The sequence below is a fragment of the Bacillus sp. z33 genome, from assembly GCF_058313615.1.
On the sequence record NZ_JBZFQN010000001.1, the window covers coordinates 554,395 to 575,171 of the forward strand.

General features: G+C 36.8%; 24 protein-coding genes. 3 read left to right on the forward strand and 21 right to left on the reverse strand.

Features of this window, described 5'->3' with window-relative positions; all coding sequences use genetic code 11:
• Positions 1 to 42: 42 nt before the first annotated feature.
• From ilvA to AC4G3L_RS02570, 10 genes are all read right to left on the reverse strand, one after another.
• Positions 43 to 1,311: a threonine ammonia-lyase IlvA gene (ilvA, locus tag AC4G3L_RS02525; protein ID WP_491075404.1), complete on the reverse strand. Its 1,269-nt coding sequence runs from the start codon at positions 1,309 to 1,311 to the stop codon at positions 43 to 45.
• Positions 1,312 to 1,572: 261 nt separating this feature from the next.
• Positions 1,573 to 2,301: a lysophospholipid acyltransferase family protein gene (locus tag AC4G3L_RS02530; protein WP_491075405.1), complete on the reverse strand. Its 729-nt coding sequence runs from the start codon at positions 2,299 to 2,301 to the stop codon at positions 1,573 to 1,575.
• A gap of 19 nt (positions 2,302 to 2,320) precedes the next feature.
• Positions 2,321 to 2,815, reverse strand: a complete 495-nt coding sequence (locus AC4G3L_RS02535; protein ID WP_491075406.1) for a dihydrofolate reductase — start codon at positions 2,813 to 2,815, stop codon at positions 2,321 to 2,323.
• 337 nt (positions 2,816 to 3,152) lie between these two features.
• Positions 3,153 to 4,061, reverse strand: a complete 909-nt coding sequence (locus AC4G3L_RS02540; protein WP_491075407.1) for an SDR family oxidoreductase — start codon at positions 4,059 to 4,061, stop codon at positions 3,153 to 3,155.
• Entirely contained in the window at positions 4,054 to 4,881 is an 828-nt protein-coding gene (locus AC4G3L_RS02545) for a dTDP-4-dehydrorhamnose reductase family protein (RefSeq protein WP_491075408.1), read from the reverse strand. Before AC4G3L_RS02545 ends, AC4G3L_RS02540 begins: the two co-directional genes overlap by 8 nt.
• The gene (locus AC4G3L_RS02550) at positions 4,878 to 5,864 is read right to left on the reverse strand and encodes an SDR family NAD(P)-dependent oxidoreductase (protein ID WP_491075409.1); all 987 of its coding nucleotides are present in this window, start codon (positions 5,862 to 5,864) and stop codon (positions 4,878 to 4,880) included. Before AC4G3L_RS02550 ends, AC4G3L_RS02545 begins: the two co-directional genes overlap by 4 nt.
• Positions 5,857 to 6,948, reverse strand: a complete 1,092-nt coding sequence (gene wecB, locus AC4G3L_RS02555; RefSeq protein WP_491075410.1) for a non-hydrolyzing UDP-N-acetylglucosamine 2-epimerase — start codon at positions 6,946 to 6,948, stop codon at positions 5,857 to 5,859. The genes AC4G3L_RS02550 and wecB overlap by 8 nt, the downstream gene beginning before the upstream one ends.
• 98 nt (positions 6,949 to 7,046) lie before the next feature.
• Positions 7,047 to 7,259 (reverse strand): hypothetical protein, encoded by a 213-nt coding sequence (locus tag AC4G3L_RS02560; RefSeq protein WP_491075411.1) that lies wholly within the window; start codon positions 7,257 to 7,259, stop codon positions 7,047 to 7,049.
• A 209-nt stretch (positions 7,260 to 7,468) separates the two neighbouring features.
• Positions 7,469 to 8,446 (reverse strand): glycosyltransferase family 4 protein, encoded by a 978-nt coding sequence (locus AC4G3L_RS02565; protein ID WP_491075412.1) that lies wholly within the window; start codon positions 8,444 to 8,446, stop codon positions 7,469 to 7,471.
• A gap of 47 nt (positions 8,447 to 8,493) precedes the next feature.
• Positions 8,494 to 9,207, reverse strand: a complete 714-nt coding sequence (locus tag AC4G3L_RS02570) for a glycosyltransferase (protein ID WP_491075413.1) — start codon at positions 9,205 to 9,207, stop codon at positions 8,494 to 8,496.
• 171 nt (positions 9,208 to 9,378) lie between these two features.
• Here AC4G3L_RS02570 and AC4G3L_RS02575 point away from each other — a divergent pair, with 171 nt between their 5' ends.
• Positions 9,379 to 10,452: a glycosyltransferase family 4 protein gene (locus AC4G3L_RS02575; protein ID WP_491076222.1), complete on the forward strand. Its 1,074-nt coding sequence runs from the start codon at positions 9,379 to 9,381 to the stop codon at positions 10,450 to 10,452.
• 26 nt (positions 10,453 to 10,478) lie between these two features.
• Here the strand turns inward: AC4G3L_RS02575 and AC4G3L_RS02580 are convergent, their stop codons facing one another.
• On the reverse strand, positions 10,479 to 10,835 hold the full coding sequence (locus AC4G3L_RS02580; RefSeq protein ID WP_491075414.1) for a DUF1360 domain-containing protein: 357 nt from the start codon (positions 10,833 to 10,835) through the stop codon (positions 10,479 to 10,481).
• 115 nt (positions 10,836 to 10,950) lie between these two features.
• On the opposite strand from AC4G3L_RS02580, the gene AC4G3L_RS02585 reads away from it, so the two are divergent.
• Positions 10,951 to 11,445, forward strand: coding sequence for a CotY/CotZ family spore coat protein (locus tag AC4G3L_RS02585; RefSeq protein ID WP_491075415.1), 495 nt, complete (start codon positions 10,951 to 10,953; stop codon positions 11,443 to 11,445).
• A gap of 245 nt (positions 11,446 to 11,690) precedes the next feature.
• On the opposite strand, the gene AC4G3L_RS02590 is transcribed toward AC4G3L_RS02585, so the two are convergent.
• The 5 genes from AC4G3L_RS02590 to AC4G3L_RS02610 all read right to left on the reverse strand — a co-directional run bounded on the left by AC4G3L_RS02590 (position 11,691) and on the right by AC4G3L_RS02610 (position 16,034).
• Entirely contained in the window at positions 11,691 to 12,191 is a 501-nt protein-coding gene (locus AC4G3L_RS02590; RefSeq protein ID WP_491075416.1) for a hypothetical protein, read from the reverse strand.
• Positions 12,192 to 12,385: 194 nt separating this feature from the next.
• Entirely contained in the window at positions 12,386 to 12,832 is a 447-nt protein-coding gene (locus tag AC4G3L_RS02595) for a MarR family winged helix-turn-helix transcriptional regulator (protein ID WP_491075417.1), read from the reverse strand.
• Between the two features lie 12 nt (positions 12,833 to 12,844).
• Positions 12,845 to 13,600, reverse strand: a complete 756-nt coding sequence (locus AC4G3L_RS02600) for an SDR family NAD(P)-dependent oxidoreductase (protein WP_491075418.1) — start codon at positions 13,598 to 13,600, stop codon at positions 12,845 to 12,847.
• Positions 13,601 to 14,343: 743 nt separating this feature from the next.
• Positions 14,344 to 15,300 carry a thymidylate synthase gene (locus AC4G3L_RS02605; RefSeq protein ID WP_491075419.1) on the reverse strand — a complete coding sequence of 319 codons (957 nt, stop codon included), beginning with the start codon at positions 15,298 to 15,300 and terminating at the stop codon, positions 14,344 to 14,346.
• Positions 15,301 to 15,317: 17 nt separating this feature from the next.
• On the reverse strand, positions 15,318 to 16,034 hold the full coding sequence (locus AC4G3L_RS02610) for an anthrax toxin lethal factor-related metalloendopeptidase (RefSeq protein ID WP_491075420.1): 717 nt from the start codon (positions 16,032 to 16,034) through the stop codon (positions 15,318 to 15,320).
• 322 nt (positions 16,035 to 16,356) lie between these two features.
• On the opposite strand from AC4G3L_RS02610, the gene AC4G3L_RS02615 reads away from it, so the two are divergent.
• Positions 16,357 to 16,509: a hypothetical protein gene (locus tag AC4G3L_RS02615; RefSeq protein WP_491075421.1), complete on the forward strand. Its 153-nt coding sequence runs from the start codon at positions 16,357 to 16,359 to the stop codon at positions 16,507 to 16,509.
• A 33-nt stretch (positions 16,510 to 16,542) separates the two neighbouring features.
• On the opposite strand, the gene AC4G3L_RS02620 is transcribed toward AC4G3L_RS02615, so the two are convergent.
• From AC4G3L_RS02620 to AC4G3L_RS02640, 5 genes are all read right to left on the reverse strand, one after another.
• Entirely contained in the window at positions 16,543 to 17,316 is a 774-nt protein-coding gene (locus AC4G3L_RS02620; RefSeq protein ID WP_491075422.1) for a TerC family protein, read from the reverse strand.
• A 101-nt stretch (positions 17,317 to 17,417) separates the two neighbouring features.
• The gene (locus AC4G3L_RS02625) at positions 17,418 to 18,008 is read right to left on the reverse strand and encodes a YpjP family protein (RefSeq protein ID WP_491075423.1); all 591 of its coding nucleotides are present in this window, start codon (positions 18,006 to 18,008) and stop codon (positions 17,418 to 17,420) included.
• A gap of 84 nt (positions 18,009 to 18,092) precedes the next feature.
• On the reverse strand, positions 18,093 to 18,911 hold the full coding sequence (locus AC4G3L_RS02630) for a class I SAM-dependent methyltransferase (protein WP_491075424.1): 819 nt from the start codon (positions 18,909 to 18,911) through the stop codon (positions 18,093 to 18,095).
• Positions 18,912 to 18,929: 18 nt separating this feature from the next.
• Positions 18,930 to 19,361 (reverse strand): BrxA/BrxB family bacilliredoxin, encoded by a 432-nt coding sequence (locus AC4G3L_RS02635; RefSeq protein WP_491075425.1) that lies wholly within the window; start codon positions 19,359 to 19,361, stop codon positions 18,930 to 18,932.
• Between the two features lie 239 nt (positions 19,362 to 19,600).
• A complete protein-coding gene (locus AC4G3L_RS02640) occupies positions 19,601 to 20,734 on the reverse strand; it encodes a conserved virulence factor C family protein (protein WP_491075426.1) in 1,134 nt (377 codons plus the stop codon).
• Positions 20,735 to 20,777: the final 43 nt, after the last annotated feature.

Genomic DNA, 20,777 nt, shown 5'->3' on the forward strand with positions numbered 1-20,777 from the left:
ATTTAGGTATCAATTTTCATGGGTTAAACACGATTTAAATTCTTATATCAAAAACTGATAAAGACTGCTCCCTTTCTTTACTTCAAAAAATTGGAATCCTTTTTTCTCCATGCGCTGCATCAGTTCGTTATAATCCTCTCTTTTCTGTAATTCTATTCCAACGAGAGCAGGACCATTATCTTTATTATTTTTTTTCGTATATTCAAATCTGGTTATATCATCGTTCGGACCAAGCACTTCATCAAGGAATTCTCGCAGAGCACCTGCACGCTGTGGGAAGTGCACAATAAAATGATGTAAAAGACCTTCATATTGGAGAGAGCGATCTTTGATATCCTGCATTCTGCCAATATCATTATTTCCACCGCTGATGATGCACACGACTGTTTTTCCTGCCAATTTATCTTTATATAAATCCAGTGCTGACACGGACAATGCCCCGGCTGGTTCTGCCACAATGGCATGCTCATTATATAATTCAAGAATCGTACTGCATACTTTTCCTTCTGGGACGGTCACAACATCTTTTAACAGTTCACAACATATAGTAAAGGTTTGCTGTCCAACCTCTTTTACGGCAGCTCCATCCACAAAGGACTCAATTTGTGATAATTTAACTACATGACCTTCCTTTATTGCTGTTTGCATAGAGGGTGCACCAACCGGTTCAACACCAATGCAGGCTGTGTAGGGGGATACACTTGAACTGTATGAAGCAACCCCTGACATTAATCCTCCGCCCCCCACACTGCCAAAAATGTAGTCTATAGGCACATCAATATCATGAAAGATCTCAACGGCTACCGTACCTTGTCCGGCAATTACAAATTGATCATCAAATGGATGAATAAATGATCGTTTCTCTTCCTCCTCGCATATCCTGGCTTCCGCAAAAGCATCATCAAACGTATCACCAATCAGAATTATTTCCACATATTCTTTTCCAAACAACTCAACTTGGTTAATTTTTTGTCTCGGAGTAGTTGTTGGCATGTAAATTTTCCCATTCACCTTTAGTTCATTGCATGCATATGCCATACCCTGAGCATGATTACCGGCACTTGCACATACTATGCCATTTTCCAATTCTGCTTCCGATAAGTTCATCATTGCATAAAACGCCCCGCGCAGCTTAAAAGAACGCACATATTGAAGGTCTTCTCTTTTGAGATAAACATTGCAATTAAACTTCTCGGACAACCGTTTGTTTTTTTGTAAGGGAGTATGAGCCACTTTGTCTTTTAACTGTTGGTAGGCAATAATAATTTGTTCAAGCGGTACTCCTTGATTCGTATTCACCTGATGATTCATTTGCTCTCCTCCATTACTTTTATTAATCCATAAATTATAGCAGGTGCGGACAATAAATCAACTGAATTTTCAGAATAATTGGTTTTTTAGGTGTGCAAAATATGAATTCGATAAATGAACTTAAGGCAAATTATCATGTTTGCTTTTATAGTTATCAACTATTATCGTAATTCTAAAAAAAACGACAAAACAGGTGAATAAAATCCCACCTGCTTTATCGCTTAAGCATAGTTATCGTAAGTACCTTGGCAAGCAATCTATTTATGCTCCCTTTAACAGATTGCTCCGTTCTTCATTTATTTTTGTGTGGATCTGTTCAGCCACTGCAGCCATTCCCTCTGCGTCGTAACGTTCAGAAAAAATCGCAGGTAAAATAATAAGCTTAACCTTCCCCGGCTTAATCCTATTATGATTATTTTCGAAAATATCTGCTGAACCTTGGATCACAAAAGGTACAATCGGAACTTTTGAATCTTTTGCAAGACGTAAAGAACCAGCCTTAAATTCACCAATCTCCTTGCCTCTATTACGTGTACCTTCTGGAAAAATGAGCATGGAGTGACCATCCTTTAACTTTTGTACACCTTGTCTAATCGCCTGTACAGAGGCTCGGCGGTCTTTACGATCCATAAACACGCAGCCCATTACCTCCATCCAGTCTGCAACGATTGGAATTTTTTTCACTTCAATTTTAGCAATAAAGCCAAAAGGCTTGGGAATTCCATCCAGTAAAACCGGTATATCAAAGTCTCCTTCATGATTTCCAACAAATAACACTGGACCTTCCGGGATATTTTCGATTCCTTCCACTTCCAGCTCACAGCCTGATTTCTTTAAAAACCCTTTTGCCCATTTTTTCGGGACTTGTTGAATAACCACATCGTCACGAGCATCATTGTGCGCGTAGACCTTTTTCATTTTCTTTAATTCCGGTAAGCTATACAGTAAAAAACCGCATAAATTGAAAAACATATAAATTAAACGTAACAATGAAACTCAACTCCTATATTTAATCCTTCTTACGTATGTACTCTTTAAAATAATAATCATATGGATTTTTTTCGTCTTTAGGCCCTTTTTCAGAGGAGATCAAAATCCAGTCTTCGTCATAATTTTGGATAGGGAAGAATGTATCTCCTTCAAAATCATGATCAATGTATGTCAAATAGATTTTTGAGACATATGGAAGAAGCTGTTCAAATAAAACTTGACCGCCAAATATGATACATTCAGTATCCGTATTTTTTTCAATTTGATGAATTTCATCCACGGAATGCACAACTTTAATCCCATCAAAGACCCAAGATGTATCTTTTGTTAAAACTACATTTGTCCTGCCTGGAAGAGGCTTTCCTATAGAATCAAACGTTTTCCGCCCCATAATGAGGATTTTCCCCATCGTTGTTTGTTTCACATGGGCCATATCAGCAGGAATACGCCATGGAAGATTATTATTTACGCCAATAACCTGATTACGATCATGTGCTACGACAATTGAAAACATAAAGTACCCTCCGAACAAACTTTTACCTCTATTATATCAAATTTCGAACCGACATGTTATTTTGGAAAAACAATATCCCCCTGTAAAAGGGGGGATTCAGATTGCAGACAAAAGGAATTCAGAATGGCTCTATAGGAGCCAAAACAAGCGTACCCTAGACCCCGCAGCGCAGAGCGCGAGGAGGCTTGATGCTTGTCCGCGGAAAGCGAGCCCATTCTGTAGAAAATAGCGTTAACATAATAGCCAAAACAAAAAAAGCTGTAGACAAGGTCCCTAAAAAATTAAGGGATTTGTCTACAGTCTGTATCCCCCTGTAAAAAGGGCGGGTATTACCGATCTATATAGCGTTTCTATAATAGTCTAATATATCAGTAAGACTTTCCTTCAATTTATAATTTTGCTGACAGGACACTCTTACCACTTTTTCTCCCAGTATATGATGATTTCTCTCCTCATCCTGTTTACTTGGTGGTTCATTCAGATCTATAAATTCTTTTTCTATCGAGCAGGAGCTTAAAGATTCAAAGTGCTCTACTATCTCCATCAATGTGTATCTATCTAATCGATCCAATTCATAAATATTTCCCGATTCACCATGCTCTAATAAATGAGCATAAATCATTGCTGCGTCTCTGACATCCAAAAAGGCTCTTTTAATCCCTGAGTTATTAACCTTCAACGTGACATTCGGTTTATTATCCTTTTCACTTTTTACAATTCTTTTAGCAAATTGCGAGCAAACACCGGTTGAATTGCCTGGTCCTATTAAATTTGGTGGCCTGACCACTGATATAGGTAGTTGATACAAATAATGCCATGCCATAGCAACCGTCGATTGTATAGTTTTACTTAAACCATAGGGATGATTTGGTTTATCATCAGCAAGAGCTGTTTCCAGCATAGATCCAGTCACTAAAATTTTCGTGTCTGGCTTGTATTTTCTTACTGCTTCCAAAATATTAACTGTTCCTATCACATTGGTATCTACATATAACCCAGGGACATGCCATGATTCCCCTGCATGATTTTTTCCTGCTAGGTGGAGAATAAAATCAGGACTTGTGTCTGTAATTACCTTTTCTACATCTGACAAATGAGTTAAATCGCAATACACAAAAGTTGACGTTCCACCAGTTTGCTTATCTCGAGCTACTGGAATCACATGGTAACCCTGTTCATGAAAATACTTGCAGGCATGCTGGCCAGTAAATCCCTGAGCACCTGTTATGAGGATTTTCTTATTCATAAAGTGACATCCAATCACGCAATTCTTCGAGCATCTTAGGATAATCTTTTGCCTCATACAAACAATCATTGCGAGAATTAATTAATGTTTTATTAGAACCCACTTCACTATCTGGAAGTATATCTACATCTTCTTTTAAAAAATAATTTTTAAAGTGAACCAATAAATCGTACTTGTTAATGGGCTCCAGTGCACTTAAATGATACAATCCCCCAATCTTCTGATCTATGGCATATCGAATGAACTTTGCTAATTCAAGCGTTGTCACTCCATTCCACCAAACTTGCTTATACCCTTTTATCGTACCAGTTTGTTTTAGAAACCACTGCAGCAAACCAATCCCATTATTTTTAATCTCAGGGCCTATGATGGAAGTCCTGATCGTTAGATGGGAGTCTAAATCCACTTCTCCAAGCGCTTTCGTTTTTGCATAGGACGTTTGGCCATCCTTCATATCGGTTTCAAGATAATTTCCTTTTTGGCCGCTGAATACACAGTCTGTACTAATATGAACAAGCTTACCACCATATCGGTCAAGCTGTCTGACAAGATGATGAGGTAATAAACTGTTCACAATAATAGCATCATAGATATTTTCATCGACCGCTTTATTCAAGATTCCTATACAATTGATAACGAAATCTGGTTTAGTTTGTTCAATGATATGATCCATATGTTTGAAATCTGTGGCATTCCATTTAATACTCTCATTATCTTCTTTACGAGTTGTAAAGTGAACTTGTAAGGTTGGATCAGCTTTTAAATAGTCAACCACCATATGGCCTGCCATTCCATGACCGCCTAATACAAGTACCTTCATAATAAAAATCCGCCTTTTGCCAACATTTTCTTCAATTCTTCTTTACTCAACAAGTCAAATTGAGAACTGTAGCTCCCATGCTCGACGGGTTTAAACTGATTGTAATGTTCTTTTAACCCCTTAATATCCAAGCTCGGTAATACTACATAATAGTCTTCATTATAATGGACTGTTTGATCACTCTCATGCTCCGAAAAAAGGATTTCATGAATCTTTTCTCCAGGGCGTATTCCCAGTTGTTTTATCTTCACATCTTTTATACCAGAGTCTTCAATCAATACTTCAGCCAGATCCTTTATCAGGCATGTAGGCATCTTCATCACAAAAATTTCCCCACCGATACTTTCATTAGAAGCCATAAATAGTAGTTCTATAGCATCTTCAATTGTTAAAAAAAAGCGAGTCATCCGAAAATCTGTAATCCCTACTTCACCTTTTTCTCGCATATGCTTCTTAAAAACATGAATGACACTGCCAGTTGTACCTAGTACATTTCCGCCCCTTACCGTTACAAAACTGGTTTCAGTATTTAGGGTATTTGCATGAATAATTAACCGCTCACCCATTGCTTTCGATAGACCATAAAAATTGGATGGGTTAGCTGCCTTGTCCGTAGAGATATAAATGACTTTCTTGATATGATTGATAATAGCTGCTTCTATTACATTTTGCGTACCAAGTACATTCGTTTTCATAGCCTCTAATGGCTGATCTTCACATACCGGAACATGTTTCAAGGCGGCCAAATGAAACAGATAATCTATATGCTGACAAGCTTGTATTAAACTTTCACGTTCTTTAATATCACCAATAACAAACTTTAATCGTTTGTCAGAATAATGCCTCATCATCTCTACTTGCTTTGATTCATTCCTTGAGTAGATTCTGATCTCTTCTGGATCCTGTTCTAACAGCTTTTTTACTAGCTCATATCCCCACGAACCAGTTGCGCCAGTTACTAAAATTTTTTTATTTTTAAACAAACCCCTTCACTCCCATTAGGTAATTGACAACTTTTTGAGATACATTCTTATCTCCATATCCATCCGGAATCTCCCAATCTGTAGACTGATTAAGCATAATTTCCACACTATTTACGATTCTGTCTGCCTCTGTGCCAGAGATGATATTACTTCCACATTCGACTGTTTCGGGTCTTTCTGTTGTGTTTCTGATCGTAACCGCTGGAATCTTAAGAATGCAGCTTTCTTCCTGGACTGTACCGCTGTCAGTTAAAACACAATAGGCATATTTTTGTAGTTTAATAAAATCAAATAATCCAAACGGTTCATGGAATTCAACCAGCGGTTCTGCCGTTAAATCTGTTATAGCTTTAAGTTTTGATTTGGTTCGTGGATGTATGCTGCAGATAATACGTTTATTATAGAACCTGGCGAGTTTATTTAAGCCTGTAAAAATATCTTTTAAAACATCCGGTGCATCAACATTTTCCGAGCGATGAATGGTTACTAGAAAGTAGTTTTTCTCTTCTAATGAAAGATTTTCAAGTATTCGGCTCTGAGCAATTTGATCAGTGTAATGAGTGATTACTTCAAATATTGGGTTGCCAGTTAAGAATATCCGATTAACTGGCATGTTTTCCTTTAAAAGATTTTCTCTGCTTTTCTTTGTATAAGGAAGATTAAATGTACTGATCGAATCAATGATTCTTCTGTTTTTCTCTTCAGGAACCCGCAGGTCAAAACATCTGTTTCCTGCTTCCATATGATAGACAGGTATGCCATGGCGCTCCATTAATATTGCACTCAACGCACTATTGGTATCGCCCAAAAGAAGGACTCGGTCTGGTTTTTCAATACTTATTATTTCTTCAAGAGAACGGAACATCGATCCAAGTTGTTCACCTAATAAATAGGAGTTCATCTTTAAATAGTAATCTGGTTTTCTAATTTTTAATTCTTCAAAAAAGACGTCACTTAATGAACGTGTGAAATTTTGCCCGGTATGGACCAGTGTATGTTTATCGGCGTATTGATCAAGTTTTTTTATAATGAGGCTTAACCTGATGATTTCCGGCCTTGTGCCTAAAATCGTCATAATATGCATAAAAAGTAGCTCCTCCGCTTCATTATCCGTGCTTTTAACAAACTATGTTCATATGCTTGTGTTTGCATAGACGGATCCACTAGATTTCCAAAAACATGTTAGCGTGTAACCCCAGTCACCTCACGAATCGTATTCAAAAGGTCTGTTACTCTTTTCTCAGTTGAATGTCGTTTTACCATTACTTGATATGATTCTTTTTCTAAGTCACCATCCTGATTCCGAATAATCAAATTCACATGGTTAATTAATTCATCTATCAAATAATCCGTACTTTTCTCTATACCGTTATGAAAACGTTTCGTAAAAAACAAAATGGTCATACTCTCTTCTAAAAATGCTTCATGTCAGAAACATGAAGCAAAAAAAATCAACTGGTTTCTATCGCTATAACATCAGCCAGTCTTCCGGTAATCAGGCTACCACCGAAGCTTACTGTTGGGGCAAATGTAACGGAGTAAAAAATATCAGCCTGTATGGAAGACCTAATTACCGATAAAAAATAGACATTATTACACAATGTCTAAATAAAAAGGGTGTTTATTTCTTCTTCAAATTTTTCAGTGCTTTTTTCCCAAGTCCATTTTGCCGCCTCTATTTCACCTTGGGCAGAGATTCTTTGGCGAAGATTTTGATCCATTATTAACCTGGCTATATGATCATATAAGTTTTTCTCATAAGCATAAGAGATAAGAGCTGTTGATTCATGTTTACAGTAATCTATATTTCCACCGGAATAGTATGAGACAAGTGCCGCACCACAACTCATAGCCTCAAGCGGCGGTAAGAGAGCTGCTTCAAACATAGAAGCAGAAACATATATATCCGATTGGTTATACAATAGGTTTAACTGTTCATCATTCTGAGGCAGTTCAAAATTAAATGGACCTAAAAGCTTAATAGTTTGTAACTTTATGGAAGAATCAAACTCATCCGGAGGACATATTAAGTTAATGGAGACATCAGGAAAATCGGCTTTAATCTTTAGAAGGACCTCTATTAATTCATCCTGGTTACGTTGCCAGGCATAGCCGCCCTCCGTCATTCTCATAATAGCTGAAATAGTTAATGTTCCATTTTGCTGCCTTATTCCTAAATTCCGAAAAGAATCACTGACTCCGACCGGGATGATACTGCCTTTAATTCCATGAGAAAGTTCAATTATTTTTTGCTGATACTCAGATAAAACAAATAAGTTCTTTGTGATATTATACGAAGGAAATGTACGTTGCTGATCTGGCAGAAACATAGGTTCATAGCACATACTGAGTCTAACATGTTTACCTTTCCCTTTTTGGCTGGCTTGCTCAGCAGAAGGCACTGTTAAATGGAAATTTGATACGATACAGTCAGCATACGGGTAATCCGCTTCCTCCAAAAATGTATTTGGCGTTCGAATGAGTGCAGCCATGATGGGATAGTCTACCACTCCAGACGAAGGCATAATGATTTTCACTTCATGGCCTTTAAGGACCAATCCATTTGTTATTTCGGCAAGCATCCGCTGAGCTCCACCTTTACAAAGGGTAAAGATTGGAAAGACAAATTTCACACCCAACCACTTCTTTCTAATTTTTCAAGAATAGGTTTATATTTAACACGAAGTTCGAGGACCTCTGCGATTTGAAAGCGGTAATGCTTTTTACTACCCATTTCTGGATGCACCCTGTATAAAGTTAATGGTTCATTTAGAAAATGGAAAGGATAGCTTTGGATAACCCTTAACCAATACTCATAATCCTGTGTGTATTTATACTTCGGGTTAAACTCTCCTATCTTCTGGTATACTTCCTTTCTAAACATAACGGTACATCCATTAATATGACATCCCTGTTGGAAATGTCTGATAAATTCAGATGGTACTTCATAATGGATACCGACTCTTTCATATGTGATGTTGCTTTTTTCATCAATATAGGAATAATTCGTATAACTGATTGCGGATTGGCTCTCTTCCATAAACCGTACCTGATTCTCGATTTTTGTGGGCATAAAAATATCATCAGAACTTAACCATGCGAAATATTCGCCTGAAGCTACGCGCATTCCGGCATTTAAAGCGCTTCCTGTACCGCCATTTTCTTTCACAATATACCTTATGTCTTTCATATAGGGAACGACTTTTTCTTTAAAGGAAGTAGATCCATCATCCACAACGATTACTTCAATATTCTTATACGTTTGGTTTAAAGCACTTTCAATGGCTTGATTTATATAGGCACAATTATAAAAAGGTATAATAATAGAAACCTTAGCGCTCATATACCTCACTCCCTCACTATTTAATAAAAACTTCACATATGAACAGTTGTTTTATCCTATGCTTTCACCAGAAATTATGTGTTATGAATAATTCATTATCTTAATGAGAGAGAGCTACATATAAATAAGAAGAGTCAAAAAATATATGGAGTGATGATCATTTTGAGGAAAATGCTATTTATCTTCAACTATCCAAGTGGCGGAGTTGAAACATTAGCCAGACAGCGGAGCCAAGCTTTAAAGCCTTTCGATATTCACTTTGAGTTTTTATATTTAATGGAAGGACCTGGTTTGCAAAACATCACAGATATCACCACATTTATTATTTCTAATGATGAGGGTATTAAAAAATTAATTCTCGAGGAAAACTACGAGGCTATAATCGTATGTTCAGATTATTTAATGTTAGAAAAAATTCGTCGGTTTGGATACAGTGGAATCTTAATTTATGAAATACAGGGACTAGGCAGTATGGATACAGCTAAAATTTGGCTTTCCGCTTATTCTAAACACTATCTCGATCAGTTTGCCAATGCCATATTGACTCCTGTTACTCCTCACCTTGTTAAATTTACGAAAGATTATTATCCTGATAAACCGAGTTTTCACTTTCATAATGGATTGGATCTCAACCAATTCAAGCTGAATATACATGTACCTGTAGAACCATCACCAATTATCGCTTGGGTTGGACGCATTGAGAAAAATAAGAATTGGAATGAGTTCATACTAATTGCTTCAACTTTAATCCACCTTCATCCTACGCTCCGTATTTGGTTTTTCTTAGATAGTAAACAGTATGATCCAAATGAAATGATCCTATTTCGCAACCTAATAAGTAAGGACCCACTATCTGATAAAATTACGCTGCACTATGATATCCCACATGCCGAAATGGCAAATTATTATTCAAAGATTGCAAAATCATCTGGTTTCTTGTGCTCTACCTCAATCACAGAAGGATTCGGTTATGCCTTGCTTGAAGCGATGAGCTGCGAATGTGCAGTATTAACAACCAATTCAGACGGAATTTCCAGTTTTGTCCACCATGATCAAACTGGAAAAGTCTATCATCTAGGACAGATTGGCGAAGCATTGGTTCATGCCAAAGATCTATTGGAAAACCATGTATTAAGAACACAATTAACTGCCAATGCTGTCCATTATGTACGTGCCAATTTTTCTCTGGAACAATATGGTCATAACTTTGTTCAAATGATAGACCAATTAAAAAAACAACCCTGATTGATTTTTCAAACACCTGTAAGAACTTACTCTATCCATTTTTGAACCAATGTCTCGATTATACTGCCAACTGCGGATATGCTTAAAATAAGGATAAGGATATAAGCTACTGATGGGACGAATAAATATAAACAAACTAAAAATGTACTTATCCAAATTCCAGTACACCAGTGACAACTAATTAGTTCACCAACAAAATGCCGAAATCCCTTCTCCCGGGGAATTAAATAGGTGATTTCTTGACCGGTTTCATCTATTTCTATCTTTTCCTCAAAAAATGGATTCCTAATAAATTCAGTAATTTTATCGAACACAAATAATCGTGTTAATCGAAAGGCTGCTAATCCAATAATAAATATTTTTATAATATCCAGCTCCATCATTGACTACCATCCTCTTCATTTTTATAAATACATGCAAAAATAGGCTAAATACTCATACAACAATACTCTTGTTTTCATAATCTGTTAGGGAATATATCATCAAGGAGGAGAAGATATGAGTTGCGGTTCTAATTATGAAACATCTAGTTGTGTATGCGATACTTTACTTGCTATTGCAGAAGCACAGGATTTAATAAACCCAGAAGAAGAAATTCTCTGTAAAGGTTGCGATAGGGCTATTAACGAATTAAACAAAGGCCAACTAGCTGTAGGACACAAATATAACACGATTCCAGTTCTGCTTACTGTATTTAACACCGGAGAGCTATTTGAAGGTCATGGATCAACCAGAAAGAAGGATAAATGTTATTTTATTGAATCCAAACTTTTCCGAGTCGATAATGTTGACCCCGATACTTGTTGTGCAACATTAGAATTATTAAGAAAAAAGGATCATTATTCAAAGGGTAAAGACAAAGATGACCAGCATATAGAAGACCATAGTTATGATGAACTCGAAGGTACTAAAGCTTATATTACTGTTGATCTAAATATGTTCGGTGCAGTTAGTTGTCTATGTCCTGTATCTATCCATCATGATTGTAAATAAACTGGCAGGTTATTATTTACTTTCATATACTACAGCCTGGGGAAACCTCCTCAGGTTTTCTTTTTGTACGTCTTAGGGCTTTAATCATTTTCAATTTAAGATTTTTATCTACCTTTAGGCTTATCCTTAACTTCTTATACATCTTATGAAACTCCTCTTTTTTTGTTTAGGCAAAAGTAATTATATTCATAAAAAAGAGGACCCTATTTTTCAAATTTTGAAAGATAAGGTCATTATTATTTTTTTTACAGAGTAGAAAGTTCATCAATTTCATCTATCGCTAATAATCTTATTTCTTCACCTACTTTAATCTTTAAAATTTCTCCACGTTTACTCTCTATTTGCCCAATAATTGATTCTCCTCCAATTTTTATTTCACAGAATGGCTTTTGAACTACAGCTGGATACCTTGCTAACCTTATTAATTTTATACGGAGATCATTTTTTAGCATTTCTCTTTCAGCTTGAACTATCTTATTTTCTTCCAAATTCAAGTTTTCTTCACTCAAATGATCTTCTATGATCATAGAGGTATTTTCTTCGAATGTTTCTTCAATTTGTAAATCCTCTTTATATTCTTTTCTTACTGCTTTAACTTTTTCTAATTTTTTTTCCTCTTCCTCTTTAATACTTCCCTTACTATGGTAAATTTCTTGCATATTCTGAACACTTAACTTACTATTGTTCACTGGTTGAGTAATATAAAATAAAGGCATGGAAGAATTTGTACTTTTATTGTCATTCATTTTCTTCCCTCCGTTTCATAAAAGTTGGTCATTAATATATGTATGCAATAGGCCTTTGTCCTTTGACAAATTACTTGCAACTAACTGAGCCTAATAGATGGGAGTGTTTTTTGTTAAACGTAATTCTCTCTGCAGGAACAAAGTAAAGCCGATTGCATATAGAATCGCAATCGGCTCACTTATCTCTTATCCTTTTACTTCTTTCCAGACAACCGCCTGTTTTTCATTCCTTCAAGCAATTTCTGTTGAAGACGCAAGTATTCATGCAATTCGTCTCTGGAAAGTCCTTCGAACAGTTTCAGAAAAATAGATTCCCCAATTTTTTGTGCCTCGGTTAAAGCAATGATTCCCTTATCCGTAATGCCTAAATAAACCGTACGACGGTCTCCTTCATCATACAGGCGCTCAGCCAACCCATAGTTAACGAGTTTCGTGGCAATATGAGTGATAGCACCCTTCGTATAGCTAAGCATATCAGCGAGATCACTTTGCCTGATAGCCCCGTTTTCTCTCAACTCAGCCAACACGAGAACAGCTGATACACCAATTGGATAGGAGTAACGTGACGTAAATTCCACGATATGTTCATTGGATAGCTGTTCAATAGAATGAATTAAGTCAAACAGATTTTTTTGGTTCATCATAATCCCTACTTATCTGAGCATAGTTGCTCCGCCATCGACCATGATGGTTTGTCCCGTAATATATTGAGAATCAGCGCTTGCAAGGAAGACTGCTACACGGCCGATATCATCTTCCACATCACCGAAACGTCCAAGCGGAATCTTATTCACGACAGCTTGGTGATATTCTGGCTGTGCTTTTGCCCAAGCCCTTACACCTTCAGAATTAGCAATTGGACTAATCAGATTGACATTGATGCCATAGACTCCCCACTCATTAGCAGCTACACGAGTGATACCACGAATAGCCTCTTTCGCAGCAGCATAGGCTGCTTGCGTTTTGTCTCCATTTATTCCTGCTCCTGAGGCAAAGTTAATGATATTCCCTTGGGTTTCCTTTAGATATGGAAGGGCTGCCTGCATTAGATAGAATGTAGGATAAAAACCTGTTCCAAAGGATAGATCAAGATCTGCCTGTGTAGTTTCTTCAATCAATTTCTGTTTGGAAGCATGTGCATTGTTAACAAGTACATCCAATTTTCCATATTTATCGACAACTGTTTTAATAATATTCGGTAAATTTTCACGGTCCATTAAGTCTGCTTTTAAGAACATAGAATTCGGAGATATTTCCTGTACTACTTTCTCTGCAGCTCTTCCTGTTTCTTCATTCACATCAACAAGCACTAGGACCGCATCTTCTTTAGCCATTGCTTTCGCCATTCCTAGTCCGATTCCACCTGCACCACCTGTAATAACGACAACTTTTTCTTGAAGTTTCCCCATTTAAATCTCCCCTTTATTTTCTTATCTAACTATATTTTAACAGTAAATTGTTTAATGTTAAACTAATATGCTCACATATTCTTAAAGTTCAGACTAATCTACTTTTTTTCAGACAGAAGAATTAGGTCCTAATTTAACTAAATCAGTCTAGGAAATACAAACAATTCACACGAACTCACACTATCATCGCATACTTTTAATGACGGTTTAGAAAATCTGAACTGTTTTAATAGGTATCATCTTTAATAATTTTGGCTACCCTATACATAAATTTACTTAATTTTATTAAGGAGTAAGATATGTACAGAGGTATTATATTATTGGATGAAAGCTCCCCTTCCATCCAGGAACCAAATTTCGCAAAAAATTGTCCGATAAAATCAATTAACGATTTTATCTTTCAAAATGATATAGAAATAGCGATTTTAAATCCTTTCCAGATTACCAATTATTACACCCGTCCATTTGCCTTATATTTTGATTTGAGAAATAACAAAAAAATCGTAGTGCCTCTTATGATTTTTTAATCATAAATTTCCATCAAGCTTTTCTCAAATTCACGGATACCTATCCGGAGTATTGGCATGAAATCCAGCGTTCATTTCAAATGATTCAATTCATTAAATGAACTCATTTTTTCTTAATTTTTACATAAACTCAGAAAAAAGCCTACAGAGTAGATATTCTGCAGGCCGTTCACACCACTCTTAGGTGGTATTATTTGATTATGATATTGTTAAAAACTAAACAGCGATTGGTGCTTTTATGGTTGGATGGGGGTCATATCCCTCTATTTTTATTTGCTCCAGATTCATATCAAAAATACTTTCAAACGAGGAATCAATGAACAGATCAGGAAGTTCTCTTGGCTGTCTTTCCAATTGCGTCTTCACTTGTTCAACATGGTTTAGGTAAATATGTGCATCGCCAAGAGTATGAACAAATTCACCAACTTCAAGACCGCATTCAGCAGCAATTAAATGAGTAAGCAAGGCATAACTAGCGATATTAAAAGGCACGCCAAGAAAGATATCAGCACTTCTTTGATACAATTGACAGGAAAGCTTGCCATCTGCCACATGAAATTGGAATAGACTGTGACACGGCGGCAAAGCCATAGTTGGTACATCTTCAGGATTCCATGCGGAAACAATCAACCTTCTGGATGAGGGGTTGCTTTTAATTTGTTCGACAACATCTTTAAGCTGGTCGATTGTTTCACCCGTTGATGTCTTCCATTCCCTCCACTGTTTCCCATATACATTTCCAAGCTCTCCATATTTTGCAGCAAAGGCATCATCACTTAAGATTTTCTCTTTGAACAATTCCATTTGTTCTCCATATGATTGATTAAATTCTTCATCCCGCAAAGAACGAATGCCAAAATCAGTCATATCAGGACCTGTATACTCGGAACTTTCAACCCATTTCTTAAATGCCCACTCATTCCAAATATTATTGTTATGCTGAAGCAGATATTTAATATTTGTATCTCCCTTTATAAACCAAAGTAATTCGCTGGCAATCAGGCGAAATGGCACCCTTTTGGTCGTTAATAAGGGAAAGCCCTCTTGCAAATTAAACCTCATTTGATGGCCGAAAATAGAGATTGTCCCTGTCCCTGTACGATCCGCTTTTTTTATTCCATTATCTAGCACATGCTGGCAAAGGTTTAAATAGGCCTGTTCATTTTTCACCACTAGTTCATCCTCCTACATCATTGTTGCTCTTTTAAAGTATAATCATTCTTTTCAATACTTTCTAGAAAATTATAGGTGAGGGGAGCTTTTAACAACAAATTGGTCCTGGTTTTTTCATTGTAATAAAGCATCGCAAAACATTCTGCAAAATACTCCTCCGGGTAATCGATAAAGTATGCTTGATTTGGAAAGAGATTATGCACCTCTTTTGACCAAATTGCCTGAAAACCACTTGTTTTACTACTATCATTCAATATAATTTGATCGACCGAATGGCCAAGCTCATGCAGTTCTAGATTGACTGAATCATGATCCATTCCTTTTTCACTATAGCCGATTTTAACTAAGACGGTCTTGCCTCCTCCCATCCCCGGGACTTCATCCCAATTTTTCAAGGAATATCCCCTTGGCTGGATACCTTTTAGATGAGAAGCCTCTCGTTGATCAGTTAATGATCCGGTAAATAACTTTATTTTTATTTTATTAACTTCTAATGTTTTCAGTAAACTCTCAGGTAACTCACTTAACCTTTCTATAATACCGGTAGCCTCATCCCATTGATTGCGGTCATCAGGCAAAACCACTATTTTTGAAAGCAATGCTTCATTTTCAACTGAAGCTAAATTTTTTATATAGACAGACTGCGCATAGTTATCCTCTAAAGGAAATAGAATAAAAATAGTCATCAGTACGCAAATAAAATATAAGGCTGTTAATCTTTTAGTTTTTATCATCTGTTACAACTCCAGGAGAAGGGTAATTAGGGTTCTTCAAGATTTAGAGCACAAACCCCAAGCTCACCAACCAAATACAGTTCGTATAAAAATAGGTTTTTAAGGGGTATGTAAATAATCTCTTGGAGAGAACAGACGGACATATATGTAGGTTCATAAGAATTACCGCTAATGGACGTGATTGTCCAGTTAGCCAAATCATTAAAAATTATACCATAGGATGAGAGTTTACCAGTATGCAAAAAAAAGGAAATCTATGCTAACCGTTTGAACCTAAAAATCAACTTTGAGGCCTGATTAGCATTCTAGAATTTAGGGAGAGGTGGTTAATATCCGGTTCCATCCAGATAAATATAATCTTGATGAAGAAATAATGGAAGATCTGTACTCAGCTATGACCGATTGGAGATTAATTATGATAGACAGTCTAATTGCTCTTGGCTTCTGTATCGTTTTTGTCTTTATCCATTTATAAGAAAATCCCTGATCGAATCGATCAGGGATTTTCTTACATATTCAATGTTTGCTGATTTTTTTTCTTTTTGTAAAAGTGCAATAAAATAGTTACGCCAAAGATTAAAACAATTACGAAAAAGAACATGGCATGATCGATATGAAGGCCAAAATTAGAACCAACCATCTTAACAGCGATAAAAACAATCAAGATATAAGCGGCACTTTCAAGCTCTGGTATTTTATCAATAAGCCGTAGAAATATACCTGCCACACCTCTCATCATTAATACACCCAAAATGCCCCCTACAAATAAAACCCAAACTTGTTGGCTCACACCAAAGGCCGCCAGGATACTATCTACAGAGAAAGCAATATCCATTAATTCTACTGATACAACTGTCCCCCAGAAGGTACCGAACAATCGTATAAGTAAGCCGGACTTTTTCACGTTTGGGACATCAGGAGTCGTTTCAAAATGTTTGTACTTTTTGTAAAAATACTGAATGGATAACCATGCAAGATAGGCTCCACCAATCAATTTCACCCACAGTATTTCAATCAGATAGACACCTACTCCAATAGCAAGGAAACGGAATAAATAGGCACCGATTAATCCGTAAAATAAAGCTTTTCTGCGTTGCTTTTCCGGCAAATCTTTAACCATTACCGCAAGGACAAGGGCATTATCGGATGATAGCAATCCTTCCATCAGCACTAACGTACCAATTAATCCCCAGCTGACAGGATCAGACAATACCTCAATCCACATTTGCCAATCAAAAAACATAGCGTATGTTTCCAGTAGCTGTGAAGTAAACTCATTCATGTTGTATTCATCTCCCATTTTTACTTTAACACAAAAAAGAAAATACGTTGATTGCAACGTATTAATCTGAGAATTTCAACCTATCAAATTTCTTTTCTTGCTCAGCTAATCCACTTTGGCGGTGTATTTTGGCTCCAATAAATTCTTGCCATAGAGTTATGTGAATCAAAATTATCTTTATATGTATGGTAATGAAATTCAAACCAATGACCTTCTCCAGGCGGGTTTTCTCTTCTGACGTGGAATCTGATTAAATCCTTATTTGTTTTCCGATCATACAAGTGAAATATTTTTTCGCTTAAGCCCCCGCTGGGCTTCTCTGATATCGCAATATTCAGCAATTTCTCTTCCGGAAACTCGGATGAGAATTGCTCCAGAATATATTCCATTTGTGGTAATACATTCGTATAAAATTCATCTTTTATATAGGGACCGATTCGATCTCCAAATTTTTCAAAGGATTGTTCCTCAGCACGAAGCATAGCATATGACAAAAAATCGCTTTGACTAAATAATGAAATGGATTCACTGTCATCGTAATGATTCTGGCCAATAAATGGATTGGTTTTGTTCTCTTTTACACTGTTTCCTTCATACCAATCTTGATATTGAGACGGAGATATTAATCCAAAGCTTAAAACAGAAAGTCCAACTACCAATGATTTCTTTAAGATGCTTGACCAATTTTTCACACTTAATCACCTGCCTATCTATCAAAATAAGCTGTATCATCAACCTCTTTACTTAATATCGAAAATTAAATTTTAATTTTTTCACTATTCTAATTCTATCACACCAAAATGAAATTTTGCAGTTTTTCTTTTTTCAACAGTGAAACCATACTTAGCAAACCGTTCACTTTTATAATGGTCTTTTAGTATAATCCGTTTTTTGGCAACTCTCATGGCCTGTTGAATGGCCTCTTTCGTCAAGTCCTCATATGAAGCAAATATTCCCAGTGATTGGATTCCCGTACTTTCAATCACTCTTTCAGTAAACATTGGATCAAAATAAACCACATCATAAGACCGATCGCTGGATCCTTCAAGAAAGCTTACATAATCCATATTGACCGTTTCGATCCTCTTTGCAGCCTCCCTCAGTTGTTCATTCTTAAATGGGTATCTTTGTAATCCATCGTTGATAATAAAATAAATAAATGGATTTACCTCTAAAGCCGTAATTTTACCGCCATTTCCAATCATATAAGAAGCAATCAGCGCATCTGCCCCCATACCAAGTGTACAATCCAGGATCGACATCCCTTCGCATAAACCGGCAGCTCTGACAAAAGGATCCTCTTCCCCTTTATCAATCCTCTTCATACGGATGGCGGCCATATTGGGATGAAAGAATAGCGGATCTGTGGCATTTCTATCATACAATTCTGTCTTCATCTTCCCGACTACAAGACAAGACTCCTTATAATGGGCTTGCAATTGCTTAATCGTTTTTTTATTGCGTTCAATATAAGGAATTCCTAACTGATTTGCTGTATTTATTGCTTTTTGGATAAGTAAATCATTCGTTTTTTCAACCGTCGTGACAAACAAATTAATAGCTCCTTTAAATTCAATTAAAAAAGGAACACTCAAATGAGCATTCCTCTATACTTATTTGCAATACTCGGTAAAAGCGTTCAATAAATTCTCTCTGACGTCTTCTAATGTAAAGCCTTCGATCTCATGTCTTGGAATAAAATGAACCACTTCATTCCCTTTTAATAATGCCATAGATGGAGAGGATGGGACTTCTCCCAGATATTCTCTCATTCTTGCGGTGGCTTCCTTATCCTGACCTGCAAAGACTGTTACAAAATGATCCGGTTTAATTTCAGCATTTATCGCCTCTGCAGCAGCTGGTCTTGCCAAACCGCCAGCACATCCGCATACTGAATTTACTACTACCAGTGTGGTACCTTCTGCTTTTTCCATAAATTCATCCACTTGTTCCGGCGTTGTAAGTTCTTCAAAGCCTGCTTCTGTCAGTTCTGCTCTCATCGGCTTGACCATTTGTCTCATATATTCTTCATATGCCATAGACATTTTATATTCCCCCAATCAAAGTCTTTCATATGTTAGGATACAGTAGAAAGCTCACTGGTGCAATCAATGTATTCCCTTATATTGTATGTACGATTTCTATTTAGAATAAAACTCCAGTTCAGACAGGACTGCCTTCTTCTAATTAAAAACAATGCTGATGATTTATCCAATAAATTTTTTGATAGATAAAAAAGAGAGCTGCCGGGGCATTAGGCAGCTACTTCAAATAATCACTGTATTTAATTTTTGTTTTTTCTTGCTTCAGTCATTTGTTTCCATACAGATCCAAGCGCTTCATCGCCATTTTCAATGCGCTCAATAGCCATTTTCGCTTGCAAGGCCACTTCGAATTCTTCATCATTTTCAGCTTTACGCAATGCTGGCAAAGCCATTTCTCCTCCAACCTCATATAAGAACATAGCCGCTCTCCAGCGTACCAGCTTGCTCGAATCAGCCAAAGCTTCGATCATAGCTGGTTCTGCATCAGGAAAACCTAAATCAGATAAACAGTCTCCGGCTGTTCTTCTGACCGTCACACTTTTATCCTTTAGACCTTTATATAAATAAGGCAGTACTGAGATATCCTCAATCATTCCCAAGTAGACAACAGCAAGCCTTCTGATAGAGGCTTTTTCGTCCTGCAGTGCTTTATCAAGTAAAGGGAGATCGACAAGTTCGGGATCATCCATTTGATCCAATGCCTGAAATCTCGCCTTCCAATCATCCTGTTCCAAATCACTTTCTGTTAACTTCCTCCGTTTAACTTTTACGGTTTCCGCTTTTTTAATCACATTTTTCGCCTCAACAACGAGTTCAGCTAAACGTTCATCAGGATATAGGGCAATTAATTCATCCATAACCTCTATCCCAATTTGTTCAAGCTCCCCGTACCGATTGCCGAAATCACTCCATTTACGGATTAAAACAGCATTATCATCCTCTAGCTGTGCATCCTGGAAAGCATCAATAAAGTACTTGGGCATAGCCCAGCGCTTTTCTTCCAGCTCACTATTTGCTTTTATTTGAATCGGTATTCCTTTAAAAATTTGGATCTGTACTTTCACTTCTCCAAACCCTTTACTAGAATTCAATGAATTGCTGCTGGTTCCTTGCACTGACTCACCAAAAACGGTTCGAACCTGAGCCAGAATGCCCGGCCAATCATATTTGGCATTTCTCTCTACAGCCAGAAAGTCAGCTACATGATAGACACCTTTCACCCCTTCAATTGTTAAGACTTCTTTTATAAATGGAGGTGCTGTATCTCGTGTATCTTTTTTATAATTCGTACTTTTCCCTGTCGGTAATTCTTCATTTAGAATCACCTTCATTGTGTTCGGGCTTGGTGTCGGCTCAATTGAGACAATCCTCATATAAAAATCCCCCTGATCTATTAATCTAGGGGGATTGTAGCAT

Bases quoted from the DNA above. Each gene is read 5' to 3' on its own strand.
- ilvA (WP_491075404.1), bottom strand. From the start codon at position 1,311: ATGAATCATCAGGTGAATACGAATCAAGGAGTACCGCTTGAACAAATT.
- AC4G3L_RS02535 (WP_491075406.1), bottom strand. From the start codon at position 2,815: ATGTTTTCAATTGTCGTAGCACATGATCGTAATCAGGTTATTGGCGTA.
- AC4G3L_RS02540 (WP_491075407.1), bottom strand. From the start codon at position 4,061: ATGAATAAGAAAATCCTCATAACAGGTGCTCAGGGATTTACTGGCCAG.
- AC4G3L_RS02545 (WP_491075408.1), bottom strand. From the start codon at position 4,881: ATGAAGGTACTTGTATTAGGCGGTCATGGAATGGCAGGCCATATGGTG.
- wecB (WP_491075410.1), bottom strand. From the start codon at position 6,948: ATGCATATTATGACGATTTTAGGCACAAGGCCGGAAATCATCAGGTTA.
- AC4G3L_RS02565 (WP_491075412.1), bottom strand. From the start codon at position 8,446: ATGCTTGCCGAAATAACAAATGGATTGGTCCTTAAAGGCCATGAAGTG.
- AC4G3L_RS02570 (WP_491075413.1), bottom strand. From the start codon at position 9,207: ATGAGCGCTAAGGTTTCTATTATTATACCTTTTTATAATTGTGCCTAT.
- AC4G3L_RS02575 (WP_491076222.1), top strand. From the start codon at position 9,379: ATGCTATTTATCTTCAACTATCCAAGTGGCGGAGTTGAAACATTAGCC.
- AC4G3L_RS02580 (WP_491075414.1), bottom strand. From the start codon at position 10,835: ATGATGGAGCTGGATATTATAAAAATATTTATTATTGGATTAGCAGCC.
- AC4G3L_RS02585 (WP_491075415.1), top strand. From the start codon at position 10,951: ATGAGTTGCGGTTCTAATTATGAAACATCTAGTTGTGTATGCGATACT.
- AC4G3L_RS02590 (WP_491075416.1), bottom strand. From the start codon at position 12,191: ATGAATGACAATAAAAGTACAAATTCTTCCATGCCTTTATTTTATATT.
- AC4G3L_RS02595 (WP_491075417.1), bottom strand. From the start codon at position 12,832: ATGAACCAAAAAAATCTGTTTGACTTAATTCATTCTATTGAACAGCTA.
- AC4G3L_RS02600 (WP_491075418.1), bottom strand. From the start codon at position 13,600: ATGGGGAAACTTCAAGAAAAAGTTGTCGTTATTACAGGTGGTGCAGGT.
- AC4G3L_RS02610 (WP_491075420.1), bottom strand. From the start codon at position 16,034: ATGATAAAAACTAAAAGATTAACAGCCTTATATTTTATTTGCGTACTG.
- AC4G3L_RS02620 (WP_491075422.1), bottom strand. From the start codon at position 17,316: ATGAATGAGTTTACTTCACAGCTACTGGAAACATACGCTATGTTTTTT.
- AC4G3L_RS02635 (WP_491075425.1), bottom strand. From the start codon at position 19,361: ATGTCTATGGCATATGAAGAATATATGAGACAAATGGTCAAGCCGATG.
- AC4G3L_RS02640 (WP_491075426.1), bottom strand. From the start codon at position 20,734: ATGAGGATTGTCTCAATTGAGCCGACACCAAGCCCGAACACAATGAAG.